Source organism: Bacillus sp. FSL R5-0709 (assembly GCF_038004785.1).
Classification (GTDB): domain Bacteria; phylum Bacillota; class Bacilli; order Bacillales; family Bacillaceae_G; genus Bacillus_A; species Bacillus_A mycoides.
This window is the reverse complement of record NZ_JBBORT010000001.1, coordinates 651,410-669,937: the sequence shown is the minus strand read 5'-3', so window position 1 is coordinate 669,937 and position 18,528 is coordinate 651,410. Positions and strand designations below refer to the sequence as shown.

The following is an 18,528-nucleotide window of genomic DNA, read 5'->3' as shown; positions in this document are numbered from 1 at the left end:
CTGGTCAGACCCTCTATCTTTTTATGTCGAAATGTGAAAAATAAAGAGTGATTTGTATATATTAAATAGCTTATATTAAAAATTTAAAAGACAATATGCACAATTGCATGAAAATTCTTTCAAACAAAAAAAAGAACCCAAGTTAATTAAACTTGGGTTCTCCATTTCGTATTATTTCTCTTGTGTTTTTTCCCAATCAGCTAAGAATTTCTCAATTCCTTGATCTGTTAATGGGTGCTTCACTAATGAAGCGATTACGTTTGCTGGGATTGTTGCAATATGTGAACCGTTTAATGCTGCTTCTGTTACATGAACACTGTGACGGACAGATGCTGCAATGATTTCTGTTTCAATGCCGTGAATTGCAAAGATTTCTGCGATTTGGCGAATTAAGTCCATACCGTTATGACCGATATCATCTAGGCGACCTAAGAACGGTGAAACGTATGTCGCACCAGCGCGAGCTGCAAGTAATGCCTGCACCGCTGAGAATACTAATGTAACGTTCGTACGAATTCCTAAATCTGAGAATGCTTTTACTGCTTTTAAGCCTTCTGTTGTCATTGGAACTTTTACAACAACGTTTGGAGCGATTTTTGCTAACTCTTTCCCTTCTTCAATCATTTTATCAGCTTCTAAGCTAATTACTTCTGCGCTTACAGGTCCTTCAATAAAGCTGCAAATTTCACGAATACGCTCATGGAAATCTACGCCTTCTTTTGCTACAAGTGATGGATTTGTCGTTACTCCAGCTACTACACCTAATGCATTTGCCTCTTTAATTTCGTTAATGTTTGCTGTATCAATAAAAAATTTCATTTGTTATTCTTCCTTCCTAATTTTCATTTTATATTTATTTATTTTTTCTTAATAAGCTCTAATTCAATCGGAATAAATTTGTCCACTTTTTTACCTTGTGTTATCTCTTTCGCTGTTTCCATCGCCTTCTCTCCGATTAATTCTGGTTTTTGAGCGACTGTTGCTGCCATACGCCCATCTTTAACCGCTTTTACAGCATCATCTGTTGCATCAAATCCAACAACAACCACATCTGTTTTACCAGCAGATTTCAATGCCTCAATTGCGCCTAATGCCATTTCATCGTTATGAGCAAACACTGCTTTTATATCGCTATTTGCTTGCAAAATATTTTCCATAACGGATAATCCTTTTGCACGATCGAAATCAGCTGCTTGTTTTGCTACTACTTTTAAAGACTTATCAGCTACGTTATGGAATCCTTTCCCACGCTCACGAGCAGCAGACGATCCAGGGATTCCTTCTAACTCAGCAACATTTGTTCCTTCACCAACTAACTCCCGAATGTAATCACTAGCCATTTGACCACCTTCTATATTGTTGGAAGCAATATGAGAAACAACTTTACCTGAATTCGCAACCCGGTCTACTGTAATAACAGGAACATTGGCTGCATTAGCTGCACTTACCGCTGAAGCAACAGCATCTGAATCGGTTGGATTAATAACAATTACATCGACACCTTTTTGAATTAAATCTTCAACATCATTTGTTTGCTTCGCCGCATCATTTTGTGCATCAACAGCAATTAATTCAATGCCGCTATCTTTTGCCTTCTTTTCTGCACCTTTTTTCAACGTGACGAAAAATGGATTATTTAAAGTTGAAACAGAAAATCCAACTTTAATAGTTTTATTTCGACCTTTATCGCTAGAATCCTTTGCCCATTCTGGTGGTTCCATTGAACAACCAGCAGTAACTACCATGATGCATGCAACGAGTATCAGTAACCATTTTTTCATGAATTGTCCCTCCATTACGCTTCTTTTCGACGATCAATTAGTACAGCTAGTAAGATTACAAGTCCTTTTACAACTTGTTGGAAGAAAGAAGATACACCTAATAAATTTAAACCGTTATTTAGTACACCAATAATAAGCACACCGATGAATGTACCAACAATCCATCCTCTTCCACCTGAAAGACTCGTTCCTCCTAACACAACTGCAGCAATTGCATCCAATTCGTAAGAAGTACCAGCAGTCGGCTGTGCAGAATCTAACCTTGATGTTAAGACAATACCTGCAAGCGCTGCCAAAATTCCGGAAAGACCGTAAATCATTACTTTAATTCTCGTAACATTAATACCTGATAAAGCTGCCGCTTCTTCATTTCCACCAATCGCAAACGTACGGCGACCAAACGTTGTTTTCTTTAAAATAAAGTACAATACTGCAAAAGCAATCATCATTGTAACGGCTGGCACAGGAATACCAAGGAAATAACCACGGCCAAACATTTGGAACATTAAATGATCACCAAGACCAGTGATCGGACGTCCGTCCATATAAACAAGCGTCAACCCGCGAAAAATAGTCATTGTTGCTAAAGTTGCAATAAACGGAGCTACTTTTCCCTTCGCAATAATGATACCGTTTACAATCCCCATTGCAAGACCTGCTAATAATCCAACTACCATTGCAAGGAACGGATCCATGCCACTTGCCATCATTCCGGCAACAAGTGCACTTGATAATGCTAAAATAGAACCTACCGATAAGTCAATACCCCCTGTTAAAATAACGAAGGTCATTCCAAATGCAATGAGTGCATTAATCGATACTTGGCGCAGTATATTAAATAAATTTGGAATTTCAATAAATGCTGGATTTAAAGCTGTAATTACTACGATAATTAATACTAATCCAATTAAAGAACCAAGTTGTTGTAATACATTCCCCTTCTTAGCCATATCTTACTCTCCCCCTGTAGCTAGTGCCATAATAGACTCTTGCGATGCCTGATCTTTCTCTAAAATACCACCGATTTTCCCTTCATGAATGACGAGAACTCGATCACTCATTCCTAAAACTTCTGGAAGCTCAGACGATACCATAATAACGGCATCTCCTTGCTCGGTAAGCTTATTCATAATAGAGTAAATTTCTTTTTTAGCCCCAACATCTACACCTCTCGTTGGTTCATCCAAAATGAGTAACTGCGGATGAATACCTAACCATTTTGCAATTACAATCTTTTGCTGATTTCCACCAGAAAGAGATTTGACAGCTTGCTCTCCGTTTGCTGCTTTCACATTAAGAAGCTTCATCATATCCTCTGTAAATTGCCGTTCTAAAACTTTATTAACCACGCTTCCCTTTGAAAGACTTTCTAAATTTGGTAAAGCTAAATTTTCACGAATCGAAAAATCTAACACAAGCCCTTCAGATTTTCTATCCTCTGTAATAAAGGCAATTCGTTGTCTAATCGCATCAATTGGACTATCAATTTTTACTTCTTGTCCATTCATGAAAATTTTTCCTGAATCGAGCGGTTCATATCCAAATATTGCTTTCATAATATCCGTGCGACCAGCTCCCATCAAGCCCGCAACACCAAGGATTTCACCTTTTCTAACTTGAAACGAAACATTTTCAAATTTTCCTTTTTTCGTTCCGTTTCGCATTTCAAAAATCACTTCGCCAATTTGACTATTTCGTTCTGGATAACGTTCACCAATACTGCGGCCCACCATCATGCTAACTACTTCATCAAATGACGTTTCTGGAATTAATCTTTTCCCTACATATTCTCCATCACGCAAAATCGTAATAGCATCACATATTGAAAAAATTTCTTCCATCCGGTGTGAAATATAAACGAATGAAACGCCCTCTTTACGCAATTTATTAATAACAATAAACAGAGTTTCAATTTCGCGATCTGTTAATGCTGCTGTAGGTTCATCCATAATAATAACGCTCGCCTTTGTCATTAATGCTTTAGCAATTTCAATAATTTGCTGTTGTCCAACTGATAATTCACCTGCTAGCATAGCACCTCTCACATGTAGACCAAGATCTGCTAATTGTTGCTGGGCAATCGCATTCATTTGACGCGTACGTAAAATGCCCGTTTTCCCATACATTAACTCTTTTCCAAGAAACATATTTTCAGCTACCGTTAAATTCGGTAATATGTTCAACTCTTGATGGATAAATGCAATACCATACTCTTCAGCTTCTTTCGCACTTTTAAAAGTTCGTTCTTTCCCATCAATCATGACTGTTCCACTGTCTTTTTTATATACACCTGTTAAAATCTTCATGAGCGTCGATTTCCCCGCTCCATTTTCCCCCATCAATGCATGGACTTCTCCTGTTTCAATCATAAACTGTGCGTTTTTTAGAACAGGATTACCACTGAACGCTTTTGAAATGTTCTTCATTTCAATATGCATTCTCATCACATCCCTTTATTAAAAAATCACGCCTGCATGTAAAATAACATTCGCATAAGGCGTTGCTTCTCCTGTACGAATAATCGCCTTCGCTCTCTTTGTATGCTCTTTAAATTCCTTATGAGACACATATTCAAATGCTGGCTCTATTAATCGCATCTCAACTTCTTTATTTACCTCTGCATTATTTATAATAACTTCTTCTGCTAACATCACTTTTTCAATTGCCATATCATCAGCAACTACTTGTAATACGTCTAAAAAGCTAGGCTTTCCGATTTCAACTGCTAAATCAATTCGTTTTACTCCATCAGGAATAGGTAACCCGCAATCAGCAATTACAATCGTATCTGTATGTCCAAGTGAAGCAAGGACTGCCGCAATTTCGCTATTTAATACACCGTGCTTTTTCATCCGACAATCACCTGCACTTCACGTACTCTATCTCTCGTTGGCATACCGCCCTGTGCCCCAAGTTTCGTTACAGAAAGACCACCAGCAATATTTGCAAAACGAATTGCCTTTTGAAGTGTTGCTCCTTCAGAAAGCGCAACTGCTAACGCACCGTTAAATGTATCACCTGCTCCAGTCGTATCTACTACGTCTACAGCAATACTTGGAACTTGAACAACTTCCGTTCCGTTATGGAAACGAACACCATTAGACCCTTCCGTCATCAATAGCTTATTTGGATATTTCGCAAGTAACTCTTCAATTGGTGATGTGAAATCATTTAATACGATGCGACATTCATGTTCATTCGGCGTAATATAAGTCGCTTTTTCTAAAATATCTTCTGATAAAAATTGTGCTGGAGCCGGATTCAACATAACTGGAATTTTATGCTCCTCACAAATAGACAGAACGTATTTTACTGTTTCAAGCGGAATCTCTAGTTGAAGAACAACCATATCAGCTTTTACAAGAAGGTCTTTTGAACGATCTACAATCGACTCATTTACAAGAGCATTTGCTCCTTGTACGACAACAATACTGTTATCCTCTTCTGCTAAAACGATATGAGCGATTCCTGTCGTCCTATCTGTAACCGGTACCACATAGTCGATAAAAATGCGTTCGTTCTCCAAATTTTTTCTAACTACTGTTCCGTAATCATCATTTCCTACTGCACCAACCATCGCTACATTTGCTCCTAATCTAGCTGCAGCAACTGCTTGGTTGGCCCCTTTTCCTCCTGGTATCGTATGAAACGTTTCACCAATTACTGTTTCTCCTGCTTTCGGCCGTATTTTTGAAACAGCCACTAAGTCCATTGAAATGCTACCTACTACTGCAATATTTGGCATCTGTCTCATCTCCTTACTTCGTTGTATTTCGTTCTATAATTTCAATCGGTAAACGATAGTGTTTCTCTTCTAATGGATTTCCTTCCATCTGCTCTAACAACAATTCTGTTGCAATTTTCCCCATTTCATAAATTGGCTGTGCAACAGTCGTAATAGATGGATACATCATTTCAGTTAAAGAAATTCCATCGAATCCAATAATTTGTAAATCGTCTGGAATAGAAATTCCCTTTTGAAGTGCAGCCTTTACAACGCCGATTGCAATTAAATCATTCCCAGCAACAATTCCATCAATATGCGGATATTCTTCTAATAATTCCACCGCTACCCGTTCACTATTAGCTGGATCGAATGTACTCTCTGCAATCATATAAGAAAGATTATTTTGCGTAATAACGTCTACAAAACCTTCAAAACGTTCATTAGCTGTGCTCACATCACGCGGTCCACGAATATGTGCAATATGTTTACACCCTTTGTCTATTAATAACTTTGTCGCCGCCTGGCTCCCTGCATAGTTATCTGCATATACAGTAGGAATCCGCTCATTAAACATACGGTCAATCGCAACAACTGGAATAGACAAATTCATGTAATTAACACTATTTTGTGGATTCGTTGCTACAATAAATCCGTCCACATTATTTTGTCTAAGCACATCAATGTATTGCTTCTCTTTTTCTAAATTTTCATCAGAGTTACAAAGTACAACTGTGTAACCTTGCTTATGTGCTACATCTTCTACAGCACGTGCAACTTCCGGAAAGAATGGATTCACGATATTTGGAACAACTAAGCCAATTAAACGAGACTTTTTATTATATAAAGAACGCGCTACTGTACTAGGCTTATAATCTAGCATTTCAATTGCTCGCTCTACTTTCTTTAATGTATCCTCATGGACATATCCATTTTTATTTAACACTCTGGAAACGGTCGCAACAGATACCCCTGCTAATTTTGCAACGTCTTTAATCGTACTCATTCTCTTTTCTCCTCATTTCATGTAACCGTTTACAGAAAATAATATAACGCATTTATAAAAATACGTCAATCATTTCTAACTAAAAAGCTTTTAAGGTTATACTCAAAAAAAGCATCGCCATAAGGCGATGCTTTTTTATTACGAATATGATACAGTTTTTTCCTTTTCTTCTACAGCAGGCTCTTCAGCATCTTTTTTACGATCAGACAGTTTAATTTTCTGTAAGAAAATCGTAAAGATAGCACCTACTACGATAAATACCAATCCTGTTAAGAATACAGTATGAAGTGAGTCCACTAAAGAGCTTTTCAAAATTGGTACGATGCTATTAGAAAATGCTTCTGGCATTTGTTTTAATGCCTCTGGACTAAATAGCATAGAATATAAACTTTGTGGATCTGTATGAATCATATCTTTAAATTTTGTTACCATTTGTCCCGCTTCTTTTGGGAATGTGTCTAATACAGGTACTAATTTATTTGTTAACGTTGTGCCTGAAGTATTATTCATAATTGATCCTAAAATTGTAATCCCAAACGTTCCACCGATTTGACGGAAGAATTGACTTGATGATGTTACAACGCCAAGATCTTTTTTCGGGAAGCTTTCTTGTAATGCTAATGTTAATATCGGCATAACAAGACCCATTCCTAAACCGATAACCATCATATAAGAAGTAGCGGTAAGCTTAGTTGTGTGCATATCCATCGTTGTTAATAACCAGAAACCACTAGCCATAATAAGCATCCCTGTAATAATTTGTGGTTTCACACCAATTTTTAATACAAGCTGACCACCAATAATACTCATAACGATCATTGTAATCATCATCGGTGTCATAATCGTTCCTGATTCAGCAGCACTTACGCCTACAATTCCTTGCATAAAGAACGGTACGAACATAATTGCTCCAAACATTCCGATACTCATAAAGAAACCGATCGCATTCAGTAGTGTAAATGTGCGGTTTTTAAAGAAGTGCATCGGTAAAATTGGTTCTTCAGCCTTCGTTTCAACGATAATAAAGCTAACAATACCAATGGCAGCTAGTGCAAATAACCCGATAATTTGCCAAGAACCCCATGCATAATCTTTTCCGCCAAACGTTAACGCAAGTAATAAACTTACAACACCGAGAATCATCGTGAAGATTCCAGCGATATCAATTTTAATTGGTCCTGTTTGTTTATGTGCTTTTAATCCCATTGCAATGAAGATTGTCGCTAAAATACCAACTGGTAAGTTAATATAGAATACCCATCTCCAGTTCACTGCGTCTACAATCCAACCACCAACTTGTGGTCCAATTACAGAGGCAAGACCGTATAGAGCTCCAAAAATACCTTGCCATTTAGCACGTTCTTTTCCCGTGAACATATCTCCGATAATAATCATAGCCATTGGCATCATAATACCGCCACCAAGACCTTGAATACCACGGAAAATAATTAATTCTGTCATACCGTTTGCCATACCACATAACGCTGAACCAACCATAAAGATAATTAATCCTGCTATATATACGTTACGACGCCCAAGTAAATCCGCTAATTTACCTGCAATCGGTACAACCGTTGTTGATGTTAACATGTAAGCTGTTGTTAACCATGTCATTAAACTTAATCCACCTAGTTCACCGACGATACGCGGCATTGCTGTACCAACGATTGTTCCGTCCAATGCAGCAAATAGCATTGCGATTACTAAACCGATTAACAACAACTTTCTATTCTGATTTTCTTGTTGCTCCATGTAATCTCCTCAATTCCTCTTAGTTTTTCTCTTTTTTCTCTGGTTTCCCGCAAATAATTGTTTCTAGCTTTTCAAAGAGGCGCAACAAATCTTCCCTCTCTTGTAATTCTAAGTGTGAGAAGTACTTTGCAATATGCTCATTACGAGCCGCCATCGCTTCTTCTACTGTAGCTTTCCCCTTCTTCGTTAGCTCAATGACAACAACGCGGCGATCATTATCGTCGTGATAGCGCTCTACTAACCCATGATCAATTAAACGATCAGTCATTACTGTAATCGCGCTCGGTTTCACGTACATTTTCTCCGCCAATTGTGTCGCTCTTGAAGCTCCGTAATGATCTAAAATCTTTAAAATATAAAACTGCGGTGGTGTAAGTCCTGATGCTTGCATTTGTTCTAATAGCTCTGTTTGCATTTTCTTTCCTATAGCGAATGTAAGAGCTTGAATCTTATCAATATGAGTCATATCATTTGGCATGTTATCCACCTCTTATTTAAGCAATAAAATATTTAACGTATTTAAATATTAATCCCACAAACAAAATACGTCAACAACTTTCTTTATAAAAACGTTTACATTCTTGTCACAAAGTTGTATAATTTTCGTCGAAGTTAATATTGACAGTCACGGAGAATCGGAGTATATGGCTATGAATCATAAAGAAGGGAACTTTTTTATATTTCATAGCCTTTTTGTATTCTCTCTGTCTTAAAACGCTTCCAATTAATTAGGGGAGGATTTTCATTTTATGTTTTTCACACAATTATTTAAACCTGCGCCCCACGCAGAACGCTTACCAGCTGATCGCACTGATAGCGAATACCGCAAATTGCGTTTGCAAGTATTCTTAGGCATCTTCATCGGTTATGCGGGTTACTACTTTGTTCGAAAAAACTTTTCACTCGCAATGCCATACTTAATCGAACAAGGCTTTAGTAAAGGGGAACTTGGGGTTATCCTTTCAGCAGTATCTATCGCTTACGGATTAAGTAAATTTCTTATGGGTATCGTATCCGATCGTTGTAATCCTCGCTACTTTTTAGCAGCTGGGCTATTTTTATCCGGTATCATTAATATTATTTTCGGCTCATTTTCTTTCATTACAACGAGCATTATACTTATGTTTGTACTTCAGTTTTTAAATGGATGGGTACAAGGTATGGGATGGCCTCCTTGTGGTCGTACGATGGTTCACTGGTTCTCCATTAGTGAACGTGGTACAAAAATGTCTATTTGGAACGTCGCTCATAATGTCGGCGGCGCGCTTATGCCTTCTCTCGTTACATTAGGCTTATATTTCTTTGCAAATGACTGGAAAAGTATATTTTACTTCCCAGGTATTCTTTCAATTTTGGTGGGGATTTATGTATTAATTACGATGAGAGATACACCTCAATCTTGCGGATTACCTTCTATTGAAGAACATACTGGGGAATATCCATCAGATGAAAAAGTAGCGGACCGTGAACGCGAACTTTCGGTAAAGGAAATTTTATTTACATACATATTAAACAATAAGTTTTTATGGTACATCGCTATCGCTAATGTCTTTGTTTATTTCGTTCGTTACGGCGTTGTAGACTGGGCTCCTACTTATTTAGTAGAAGAAAAAAGCTTTACTCACAGTAGCTCACGTACAGCTTATGCTCTATACGAATGGGCTGGTATTCCAGGTACACTTCTTTGCGGATGGATGAGTGATAAACTATTTAAAGGGCGCCGCGCACCTGCTGGCATTCTATTTATGGTCGGTGTATTCATTGCCGTTCTTGTTTACTGGCTAAATCCTGCTGGGCATCCAATCATTGATAGTATCGCACTTGTTTCCATTGGATTTTTAATTTACGGACCTGTTATGCTAATTGGTCTTCACGCGCTTGACTTAGCACCCAAAAAAGCTGCTGGAACTGCCGCTGGGTTAACTGGGTTCTTCGGTTACCTAGGGGGAGCTACTTTTGCTAGCGCAGCTATGGGCTTTATTGTAGATGGATTCGGATGGGACGGCGGATTCATTTTGCTCCTTGCTTCTTGTGTGCTTGCAATGTTCTTCCTTGCTCTTACTTTAAATACAGGATCTGCTAAATCAAAAGAAGTTTAAACAAAATATAATGTGTAGAAAAATAAACATAAAAATAGCTCTCAGCATTTACTTACATGCTAAGAGCTATTTTTTATTTATCGTTCTTCTCTTGCTATTTATATTAATCATTTCCCTTCTATTCATACGATTAAAACATTTGCTGAAACATCTTTATTAAAACAGCTAACATAACAGATCCAGCAAATCCACCTAAACAAATTAAACTTACCCCTTGGCTATAAGACAAATTTTGAAATGATTTCATACCTTCCATCCTCCCTATATCCCCTTTGATATTCTTATTGTATCAATGGGAAAAATTTCATAACATCGATTTCGCTGACAGCTAACTTACAAATTTGTAAGTTAACATTTTTTTAAACTTATATATATTCTGTCCACATTCTCCCTCTTAATACATCAAAAAAGACCTCGAATTATATCAAGGTCCTGCTTACACTACAGAATATCTCACTTTATTTTATAATCATAACCGGGCATTTCACACGCTTTGCTATTTTATGACTTACACTACCAAGCACCATCTCTTGCAGTGTATTTAGCCCTCTACTCCCAGCAATAATAAGATCTATATCTCCTGTATTTACATATTGAACAATCGTATCTCCTGGATCGCCATGTAGAATCGTAATTTTGTAGGAAATGTTCTCTTTCTTTAATAAACCCTCAATCTCTTTTAATTTATCTTTTCGACTAGCTGATATTGTTTCTAAATCCGTTTGTCCTTGTATAATATCTGACTTTGCCGTTCTATTATCTACTACGTACACAACTTCAACATGTGTTTCTTCGTTAAATTTCGCAATATATGTTGCATGCTCGGCTGCTCGAAGTGCATGTTCAGAACCATCGCATGCTAATAAAATTTGTTTGTACATATGCTGAATCCCCTTTTCGTTATCCTACCCGTATTATATAATAAAGCCCCCTAAAAAGGAGGCTTCTAACTAGCAATTCTCTTACTATAAGTAGCTAAATTCGCAACGAGCTTCGAGCTACGTTCATTTAACCCTGTGATCCTTACTTTCACACCGTTCTGTTCATACTTCATTATAACTTTATCAATTGCCGCTACTGCTGAATCATCCCATACGTGTGCGTTAGTAAAGTTCATCTCAATTTCTTTCACATCTTCATTGTATGAAAAAGCATTTATATACTCTGCCGTAGATGCGAAGAATAGTTGGCCGTGAATTTCGTATATTTTCTTATTTTCAATATACAAATGTTTCACGTGAATCTTTGCCATATTGAATGCAAATAAAACTGCACTAATTATCGTTCCGATAATTACACCTAATCCTAAATTATGTGTAATTAGGACAATCACAACTGTTACGATCATAACAAATGCGTTTCCTTTTGGTACTTTATGAATCGTCGCTACAGAGTTCCAATCAAACGTCCCAATCGAAACCATAATCATAACTGCAACTAAAGCTGCCATCGGAATATGAACAACGTAATCACCTAAAACAAATAGCAATACGATTAAAAAACCACCGGCTACAAACGTCGATAATCTCCCGCGACCACCTGATTTAATGTTAATAACAGATTGTCCAATCATTGCACATCCTGCCATTCCTCCGAAGAAACCAGCAACAACGTTCGCAATCCCTTGTCCACGTGCCTCTTTATGCTTATTACTTTCCGTATGTGTCATATCGTCTAAAACCGACGCCGTTAATAATGACTCTAGTAAACCTATAACCGCTAGCATAACTGAATACGGTAAAATAATTGCTAATGTCTCAAGTGTAAATGGAACATCAGGAATACTAAAGAACGGTAATTCTTTCGGTAAGCTTCCCATATCCCCTACTGTTTTTAACTGTAATCCGCTCATAAGTGCAATGCTTGTCACAATAATAATTGAAATAAGTGTAGACGGAACAGCCGTCGTAATACGTGGAAATAAATATATAATTGCAAGTCCTAATGCGACAAGTGCATACATTTGCCAAGTTGCATTTTTAAAATGCGGCAATTGCGCTGTAAAAACTAAAATTCCAAGTGAATTTAAAAAACCACTCATAACGGATTTAGGAACAAACTTCATAAATGAGCTCAGCTTGAACACTCCAAAAATAATTTGAACAATACCTGTTACTATTGTCACAGCAAATAAATATTGCAAACCGTGATCCTTCACAAGAGTGACCATTAATAATGCCATCGCACCCGTTGCCGCCGAGATCATCCCTGGTCTTCCTCCGACAAACGAAATTGTAACCGCAATACAAAAGGCCGCGTACAATCCAACCGTCGGATCTACACCTGCAATAACAGAAAAAGCTATCGCTTCAGGAATTAATGCTAAAGCAACAACAACCCCTGATAGCACGTCCCCTCTCATATTTGAGAACCATTCATTTTTTATAGTTTGAAACAAAGTAACACTCCTCCACTCTTTTATCATTTGATTTTCTCCATAAGAAAATCAAGGCCGACTGCACGAAGGCTATTATATAACGAGCAAAGGATGTTGTGCTATGTAAAAGTTTCCTAAAGAAAAGACGCTACCTTAGCAGCGTCTTTTCTCATTTCATTAATGTCCACCGTGACCTTGACCACTTTCCTGAACAATTTCTAACCTCTCATCCAATATACCTTGTGTTTCAAATGAAACATCACTACTACTTCCTAATAGGAAACCATGGTTATATGGTCCAAGTGTTGGATCATCTTTAAACTTCGGCTGAATAGTAGCAAGGAAGTCATAAACTGGTTGTGAAGCTTTTCCTTCCTCAAGCAAAACAACAGGGGCATGTTTACCCATATGTGAAAACGGTGCTCCCGCAATTGCTAAGTCTGGTGTTTTGCTTGAAACAAATGACAAACCGTGACCTGGTTTTGTGAATCCCCAGCCAAATTTCGTTTTTTCATCTTTAAATTTCGCAAATGCAACCGAATTTTCTGTTGGAGTCTCCCCACTAATACGCGTTACTTTCCCATATTTACTTAACTCTTTTTCTACTTCTTTCGAAACTATTTTTTCTGGTCCTAACACATATATATTCGCTTTATCTTTTCTCGTCTTTAATGCCTCTATTGTCGCTTCTGGCACTTTATTTTTTTCAGTATATAGAAGAGGTTCTGGCATATGAGAAATCCAATTTACAGCTGGTGTTGTATATAAACGTCCTTCTTCTTCAGACGAACCGATAATAACGCTATTTGGATAATTTCCTGTTATATCGGCATATTCTTTATCAACATCTTTAGCAAATTTAGCTGGGTCCGTTTCTTTTATTTGCTTTACTTTATATTCTTTTAATTGCTCTAGGCTAGATGCCCCTATATCCCCCATCACCATAATTTGCGTTCCATCTTTCGTTCCGAGCGGATTTAATCGTTTTATTTCTTTTAACGTCATTTCGGGTACCTTTTCTTTTTCTATAAATAAAATCGGTCCGTTATTCGGGTGATGAATAAGATCCGCACTTGCAATACCTAATTGCCACTCGCTTACTGGCACTAAAATAATAGCGCCTGGCTGATTCTCTTTATGCGTTGCTGGCCATATCGTTTGCGAAGTTAATACTGCCATTTGCAGAGGATCATTTGTATTTAATCTCGTTACATTTTTTAAACTTGTCGTTAATAAATCATTCGATGCACCTTGATTCATTTTTTTCGGTGCAGTTACCTCCTGATTCATTTTCATTTCCTTTTGCTCTGTTTTCTTCTCTTCTGTAGATTCATGATTTTTATGATCTGTACTCGTTTGTCCGCATGCCGCAAGACCGACTGCTGCAATTATTGTTATCCCCAAAATTCGGATCATCTTTTTCACTATATCGCCTCCGTATTATTCGTTTTCGAGCCAATATTATTACCTAAAATGGAATTTCAACTTTACAATAACAAGCAATTCTGAAGAAATTATGCAGATGCATTATAATCTGCACCATTTCTTCATGATTTTGACTTACAATTTAAGTAATAACTACAAATGCGGAGGTACTCTATGATCGATATACTACTCGTAGATGATGAACCGAGAATGCTTGAATTATTAACGCTTTATCTTACTCCAATCGGATATAACTGCGTATGTGCAGTATCCGGAGAAGAAGCTATTTCACATCTAGAAAATCGAAACTTCAAATTTATTTTACTCGATATTATGATGCCAAAGATGGATGGGTGGGAAACTTGCAAAAGAATTCGATCATTTAGTAACGTTCCTATCATTATGGTAACTGCTCGTGATCAAACGGTAGATGTCGTTCAAGGGTTAAAACTTGGAGCAGATGATTACGTGACGAAACCATTCCACGAAGAGGAGCTCTTCGCAAGAATTGAAGCTGTTTTACGCCGAACCAATCAACATGCACAAATCCAATATCACGGCATTTTATGGGATGAGGCCAAGCATTTCATTTCTGTCCATAATGAAGAACTTCTTCTCACCCCAATCGAATTCTCTTTACTCGGATTATTTTTACGTCATGTGAACTACGTATTAAGCCGTGATCAGCTCATTGAACGAATTTGGGGATTAAATACAAATACAGAAGATAGAACAGTCGATTCACATATTCGTAATTTACGTGATAAATTACGAAAAGTAAATTTCCCCATTGATCACCATTTAAAAACTGTTTACGGAGTAGGATATCGATGGATTGATATTGAAAACTAAGGAGCAAAACGATGAAGCGAATTTCTATTCAACTCGGATTTTATTTTCTAATTGTTACACTTTTAATCGAAAGTGTTCTATTTGTCTTGCTCTATTATAGCCTTGTAAACAATAGAGTGAATGAAGAAATGACTGCTTTATTAAAGCGTGGAAATAGTCACCGAGATGTCCTTGAAAAATATTTTGACAGGCAAACAATCTCCCATGTTGCTTTAATGGAATCCGAAGCTGAAACAACTGTTATTATTACAAATGCAAATAAGGAAATACTAGCTAAATCCAATGAAATAAATACTACTATAAAAAAACATATTGAAGGAATGCAAACACGAACAGATCATGATGGAGCAATTATAGAGAATCATTGGAAAACATCTAATTATATATGTACAGTTAGCCCAATTGTAGTGGCAGGAAAAACGGAAGGCTATGTATATATGTTTCTCGGGACGGAATCAATCGAAGAAATGGTTAACGGGCTCACACGGCAATTCATTATCGCTGGAGTCATTACTTTCCTATTAACAGCCATCACCATTTTTCTATTATCACGTTTGTTAACAAAACCATTGTTACACATGAAACAAGCGACTGAAAAAATGAGTAAGGGCGATTTATCCGTTTCATTAACAACTACTCGAAATGACGAAATTGGTGAACTAGCACAATCTATCCAAACTCTCGCAAATGATTTACATTATATGAAAACGGAGCGAAGTGAATTTCTAGCAAGTGTTGCTCACGAATTACGAACACCATTAACGTACGTAAGAGGTTATGCTGACATTGCATCAAAAGAAAACACACCCCCAGAGCAACGTTTACGATACTTATCCATTATAAAAGACGAGTCTGATTATATTACAAACTTAGTCCAAGATTTATTTTCACTCGCTCAAATGGAAAAGCATAACTTTTTCATTCAAGTACAGGAAGTGCATTTACACACCTTCCTTACTCGCATCACTGAAAAAATAAATGTGATGTACGGAGAAAAACAAATTAAAGTTGTTTTCACATGTCCTTCCTCACTCTTAGTAAAGCTAGATGAGCAACGCTTTGAACAAGTTATGGCTAACATTTTAAATAACGCGTATAGACATTCAAAAGAACATTCTCATATAAATATTTCTGTTACAGAAGAACATAAACGTATTTCCATTACAATTGAAGATGAAGGCGAAGGTATTCCGCCTGAAGACCTCCCTCACATTTTCGACCGTTTTTATCGAGTTGATAAAGCAAGATCACGAGCTACAGGCGGAACTGGTTTAGGACTATCTATCGTGAAAGAAATTGTAGAACTACACGGCGGGAATATTACTGTCACAAGTGAAATTGATCACGGATCTTGCTTTACAATTTCATTGCCATCTATATAGAAACACGACTATCATCAATAGTCGTGTTTTCTTATCCTTTAGGACTTTACTTTATAATATAAATTTACGAATTGGCCAAAACGTTTCGTATCCGTTAAAGTTAAATTAATTTCTGGATTCTTTTCTTTAAATAACGGAACTCCAGAACCTAATATGTGAGGTGTAATCGTAACAACATATTCATCAATTAAATTATTCTTAAAGAACTCTCTCAGTAGACTCCCTCCACCGACCATCCATATTTTAGATCCTTCCTGCTCTTTCAACCTTTTTGTAAACTCTAATACATCTTCATTTACAAACTCTACATGTTCGTTTGAACCTTTTTCTGAATTAGAAAAAACATAACATTTTTTATCTAGGTACGGGAATGTTTCCGTATGCTCTACCACATAATCGTACGTTCTCTTTCCCATAATTATCGTATCAATTGTTTCGTACATTTCTGTATAACCGTTGTCTCCCTCACCTTCTGTTTCCATTAACCACTCTAAATCATCATCTTCTTTCGCGATAAATCCATCTAAGCTCGCTGCAATAAATAAAACAATTTCACGTGACATATCTTTTCCTCCTTACAGCTTCTATTGATAAAATCATCTTATAAGCACTATACTAACCATAAAACATGACAACTTATGTCATGTTAAAAAAGAAAAAGGTGATATCCTTGTCAAAAGCAAAACGTTTACTAGACATTCTTATATTTGCTTCTACGAAAAAAACATTTACAGCTCAAGAAATAGCTGATGAATTTAATATTTCCGTTCGTACGGTCCATAGATATATTTTAGATTTAAGTGATATGGGATTACCCATTTACGCTGAACAAGGTCGTAATGGGGGATATAAAGTATTAACAAGCAGCATGCTTCCCCCCATTTTATTTACCGAAGAAGAAGCGGTCTCCATCTTTTTTGCTTTTCAGTCTTTAAGCTACTACAGAGACTTGCCTTTTAACACAGGAATCAATTCCGTTACGCATAAACTGTATAGCTCCCTACAACATGATGCGAAAGCGAAAGTTGATAAAATACGATCTTATATCTCTTTTTGGAATCCGAAGAGAACAATTGATACACCTCTTTTAAACGAAGTATTAACCGCGGCTATTGAAAATAAAAATTTACACTTTCAATACGAATCTAAATCAGGGATTAAAACAAAACATGTTCATCCTATCGGTGTATATGCTCACGATGGTTTATGGTATTTGCCATCCTATGAATTTAGTAGAAAAAAAGTATTACTTTATCGTGTTGATCGCATTCTTTCTATATTATCAACGGAAGAAAATGAAGATACATTCATGAATTTAGAAGAGTGGTTTGCCTCTAACTCTAACGTAGTACACAGTCCTACTCAGTTACATGTTTTACTGACAACAGAAGGCGTACGTCAATGTAAAAGCGTTCCTTACCTTGAAGAATTCGTGGTAGTAAACGAAGATGGGACAGGATATATAAATTCAACAATTGATAAAGGTGAAATTAATTTTATTACGCCTCTATTTTATCGGCTTGGAAAAGATGCACGAGTTTTAGAACCGAAAGAATTAATAGATGGTTTACGTATACGTGCGAAAGAAGTTTTAAATATGTATGGAGACTAAAAAGGCGTAAGAAAACTCCTCTTACGCCTTTTCGCTATGTATTATTTTCTCTATTGCTTCTTTTAATAAATTCTTTGTCTCTTCAAAGTTATGATTCTGCTGTTCTCCTGGCTGCACCGTATAAAACTCAGCAAACGAGCGCTCTTTATATCTCGGTACAATATGCATGTGATAATGAGTTAACTCGTTAAAGATTCCACCATTTTGACAAATTGTAATTCCATCTGGTTTATATAATGCCTTAATCGCTTTTGCAATAAGCTTAGAAGCATCCATAATCGATTTCGCTACAACATCATCTAATTCGTCCACTTCTAAAACATGCTTCTTTGGCACAATTAAAGTATGCCCTGGGTAGAAAGGCGCATGGTCTAAAAAACAAGTTACATAATCATCTTCATACACTTTATATATAATTTCTTCTTCATTTGCTAATTTACAACCTAAACATTCCATCATGCTTCCCCCTCTGCCAAAAACATAAAAACGTGAGCGCCCTATTCTCACGTTTTTATGTT

General features: G+C 36.8%; 19 protein-coding genes. 4 read left to right on the top strand and 15 right to left on the bottom strand.

Annotated features, from left to right (window positions below; all coding sequences use genetic code 11):
• Positions 1 to 171 precede the first annotated feature (171 nt).
• The 9 genes from fsa to MKX37_RS03310 all read right to left on the bottom strand — a co-directional run bounded on the left by fsa (position 172) and on the right by MKX37_RS03310 (position 8,741).
• Positions 172 to 819, bottom strand: a complete 648-nt coding sequence (gene fsa, locus MKX37_RS03350; protein WP_000667669.1) for a fructose-6-phosphate aldolase — start codon at positions 817 to 819, stop codon at positions 172 to 174.
• Between the two features lie 38 nt (positions 820 to 857).
• Positions 858 to 1,781, bottom strand: a complete 924-nt coding sequence (gene rbsB, locus MKX37_RS03345; RefSeq protein ID WP_002125255.1) for a ribose ABC transporter substrate-binding protein RbsB — start codon at positions 1,779 to 1,781, stop codon at positions 858 to 860.
• Positions 1,782 to 1,795: 14 nt separating this feature from the next.
• On the bottom strand, positions 1,796 to 2,731 hold the full coding sequence (locus tag MKX37_RS03340; protein WP_002029798.1) for an ABC transporter permease subunit: 936 nt from the start codon (positions 2,729 to 2,731) through the stop codon (positions 1,796 to 1,798).
• A 3-nt stretch (positions 2,732 to 2,734) separates the two neighbouring features.
• Positions 2,735 to 4,219 (bottom strand): ribose ABC transporter ATP-binding protein RbsA, encoded by a 1,485-nt coding sequence (rbsA, locus tag MKX37_RS03335; RefSeq protein ID WP_078422238.1) that lies wholly within the window; start codon positions 4,217 to 4,219, stop codon positions 2,735 to 2,737.
• Between the two features lie 18 nt (positions 4,220 to 4,237).
• The gene (gene rbsD / locus MKX37_RS03330) at positions 4,238 to 4,633 is read right to left on the bottom strand and encodes a D-ribose pyranase (RefSeq protein WP_002125248.1); all 396 of its coding nucleotides are present in this window, start codon (positions 4,631 to 4,633) and stop codon (positions 4,238 to 4,240) included.
• Positions 4,630 to 5,526, bottom strand: a complete 897-nt coding sequence (gene rbsK / locus MKX37_RS03325; RefSeq protein ID WP_078422239.1) for a ribokinase — start codon at positions 5,524 to 5,526, stop codon at positions 4,630 to 4,632. The genes rbsD and rbsK overlap by 4 nt, the downstream gene beginning before the upstream one ends.
• Positions 5,527 to 5,539: 13 nt before the next feature.
• Positions 5,540 to 6,511 carry a ribose operon transcriptional repressor RbsR gene (gene rbsR / locus MKX37_RS03320; protein ID WP_002114118.1) on the bottom strand — a complete coding sequence of 324 codons (972 nt, stop codon included), beginning with the start codon at positions 6,509 to 6,511 and terminating at the stop codon, positions 5,540 to 5,542.
• A gap of 138 nt (positions 6,512 to 6,649) precedes the next feature.
• Positions 6,650 to 8,263 carry an MDR family MFS transporter gene (locus MKX37_RS03315; protein WP_002125243.1) on the bottom strand — a complete coding sequence of 538 codons (1,614 nt, stop codon included), beginning with the start codon at positions 8,261 to 8,263 and terminating at the stop codon, positions 6,650 to 6,652.
• Positions 8,264 to 8,282: 19 nt separating this feature from the next.
• Complete coding sequence (locus MKX37_RS03310; RefSeq protein ID WP_002125240.1) at positions 8,283 to 8,741, bottom strand: MarR family winged helix-turn-helix transcriptional regulator; 459 nt, start codon at positions 8,739 to 8,741, stop codon at positions 8,283 to 8,285.
• A 271-nt stretch (positions 8,742 to 9,012) separates the two neighbouring features.
• Between MKX37_RS03310 and glpT the strand changes: the two genes are divergently transcribed.
• Positions 9,013 to 10,362 carry a glycerol-3-phosphate transporter gene (gene glpT / locus MKX37_RS03305; RefSeq protein ID WP_002125238.1) on the top strand — a complete coding sequence of 450 codons (1,350 nt, stop codon included), beginning with the start codon at positions 9,013 to 9,015 and terminating at the stop codon, positions 10,360 to 10,362.
• A gap of 130 nt (positions 10,363 to 10,492) precedes the next feature.
• Here the strand turns inward: glpT and MKX37_RS03300 are convergent, their stop codons facing one another.
• The 4 genes from MKX37_RS03300 to MKX37_RS03285 all read right to left on the bottom strand — a co-directional run bounded on the left by MKX37_RS03300 (position 10,493) and on the right by MKX37_RS03285 (position 14,164).
• A complete protein-coding gene (locus tag MKX37_RS03300) occupies positions 10,493 to 10,609 on the bottom strand; it encodes a DUF4027 family protein (RefSeq protein ID WP_002125236.1) in 117 nt (38 codons plus the stop codon).
• A 211-nt stretch (positions 10,610 to 10,820) separates the two neighbouring features.
• Entirely contained in the window at positions 10,821 to 11,243 is a 423-nt protein-coding gene (locus MKX37_RS03295; RefSeq protein ID WP_002010593.1) for a universal stress protein, read from the bottom strand.
• Between the two features lie 65 nt (positions 11,244 to 11,308).
• Positions 11,309 to 12,760, bottom strand: a complete 1,452-nt coding sequence (locus MKX37_RS03290; RefSeq protein ID WP_002186952.1) for a SulP family inorganic anion transporter — start codon at positions 12,758 to 12,760, stop codon at positions 11,309 to 11,311.
• 156 nt (positions 12,761 to 12,916) lie between these two features.
• A complete protein-coding gene (locus MKX37_RS03285) occupies positions 12,917 to 14,164 on the bottom strand; it encodes a cell wall-binding repeat-containing protein (RefSeq protein ID WP_078206590.1) in 1,248 nt (415 codons plus the stop codon).
• 174 nt (positions 14,165 to 14,338) lie between these two features.
• Between MKX37_RS03285 and MKX37_RS03280 the strand changes: the two genes are divergently transcribed.
• Both MKX37_RS03280 and MKX37_RS03275 read left to right on the top strand, forming a co-directional pair.
• Positions 14,339 to 15,016, top strand: coding sequence for a response regulator transcription factor (locus MKX37_RS03280; protein ID WP_002125228.1), 678 nt, complete (start codon positions 14,339 to 14,341; stop codon positions 15,014 to 15,016).
• Between the two features lie 11 nt (positions 15,017 to 15,027).
• Positions 15,028 to 16,398 carry a sensor histidine kinase gene (locus MKX37_RS03275; protein WP_002140374.1) on the top strand — a complete coding sequence of 457 codons (1,371 nt, stop codon included), beginning with the start codon at positions 15,028 to 15,030 and terminating at the stop codon, positions 16,396 to 16,398.
• Positions 16,399 to 16,436: 38 nt separating this feature from the next.
• Here the strand turns inward: MKX37_RS03275 and MKX37_RS03270 are convergent, their stop codons facing one another.
• A complete protein-coding gene (locus MKX37_RS03270) occupies positions 16,437 to 16,961 on the bottom strand; it encodes a dihydrofolate reductase family protein (protein ID WP_002186949.1) in 525 nt (174 codons plus the stop codon).
• Positions 16,962 to 17,026: 65 nt separating this feature from the next.
• Between MKX37_RS03270 and MKX37_RS03265 the strand changes: the two genes are divergently transcribed.
• Complete coding sequence (locus MKX37_RS03265; protein ID WP_176126845.1) at positions 17,027 to 18,010, top strand: helix-turn-helix transcriptional regulator; 984 nt, start codon at positions 17,027 to 17,029, stop codon at positions 18,008 to 18,010.
• A 21-nt stretch (positions 18,011 to 18,031) separates the two neighbouring features.
• Here the strand turns inward: MKX37_RS03265 and MKX37_RS03260 are convergent, their stop codons facing one another.
• Entirely contained in the window at positions 18,032 to 18,466 is a 435-nt protein-coding gene (locus tag MKX37_RS03260; protein ID WP_033731003.1) for an HIT family protein, read from the bottom strand.
• Positions 18,467 to 18,528: the final 62 nt, after the last annotated feature.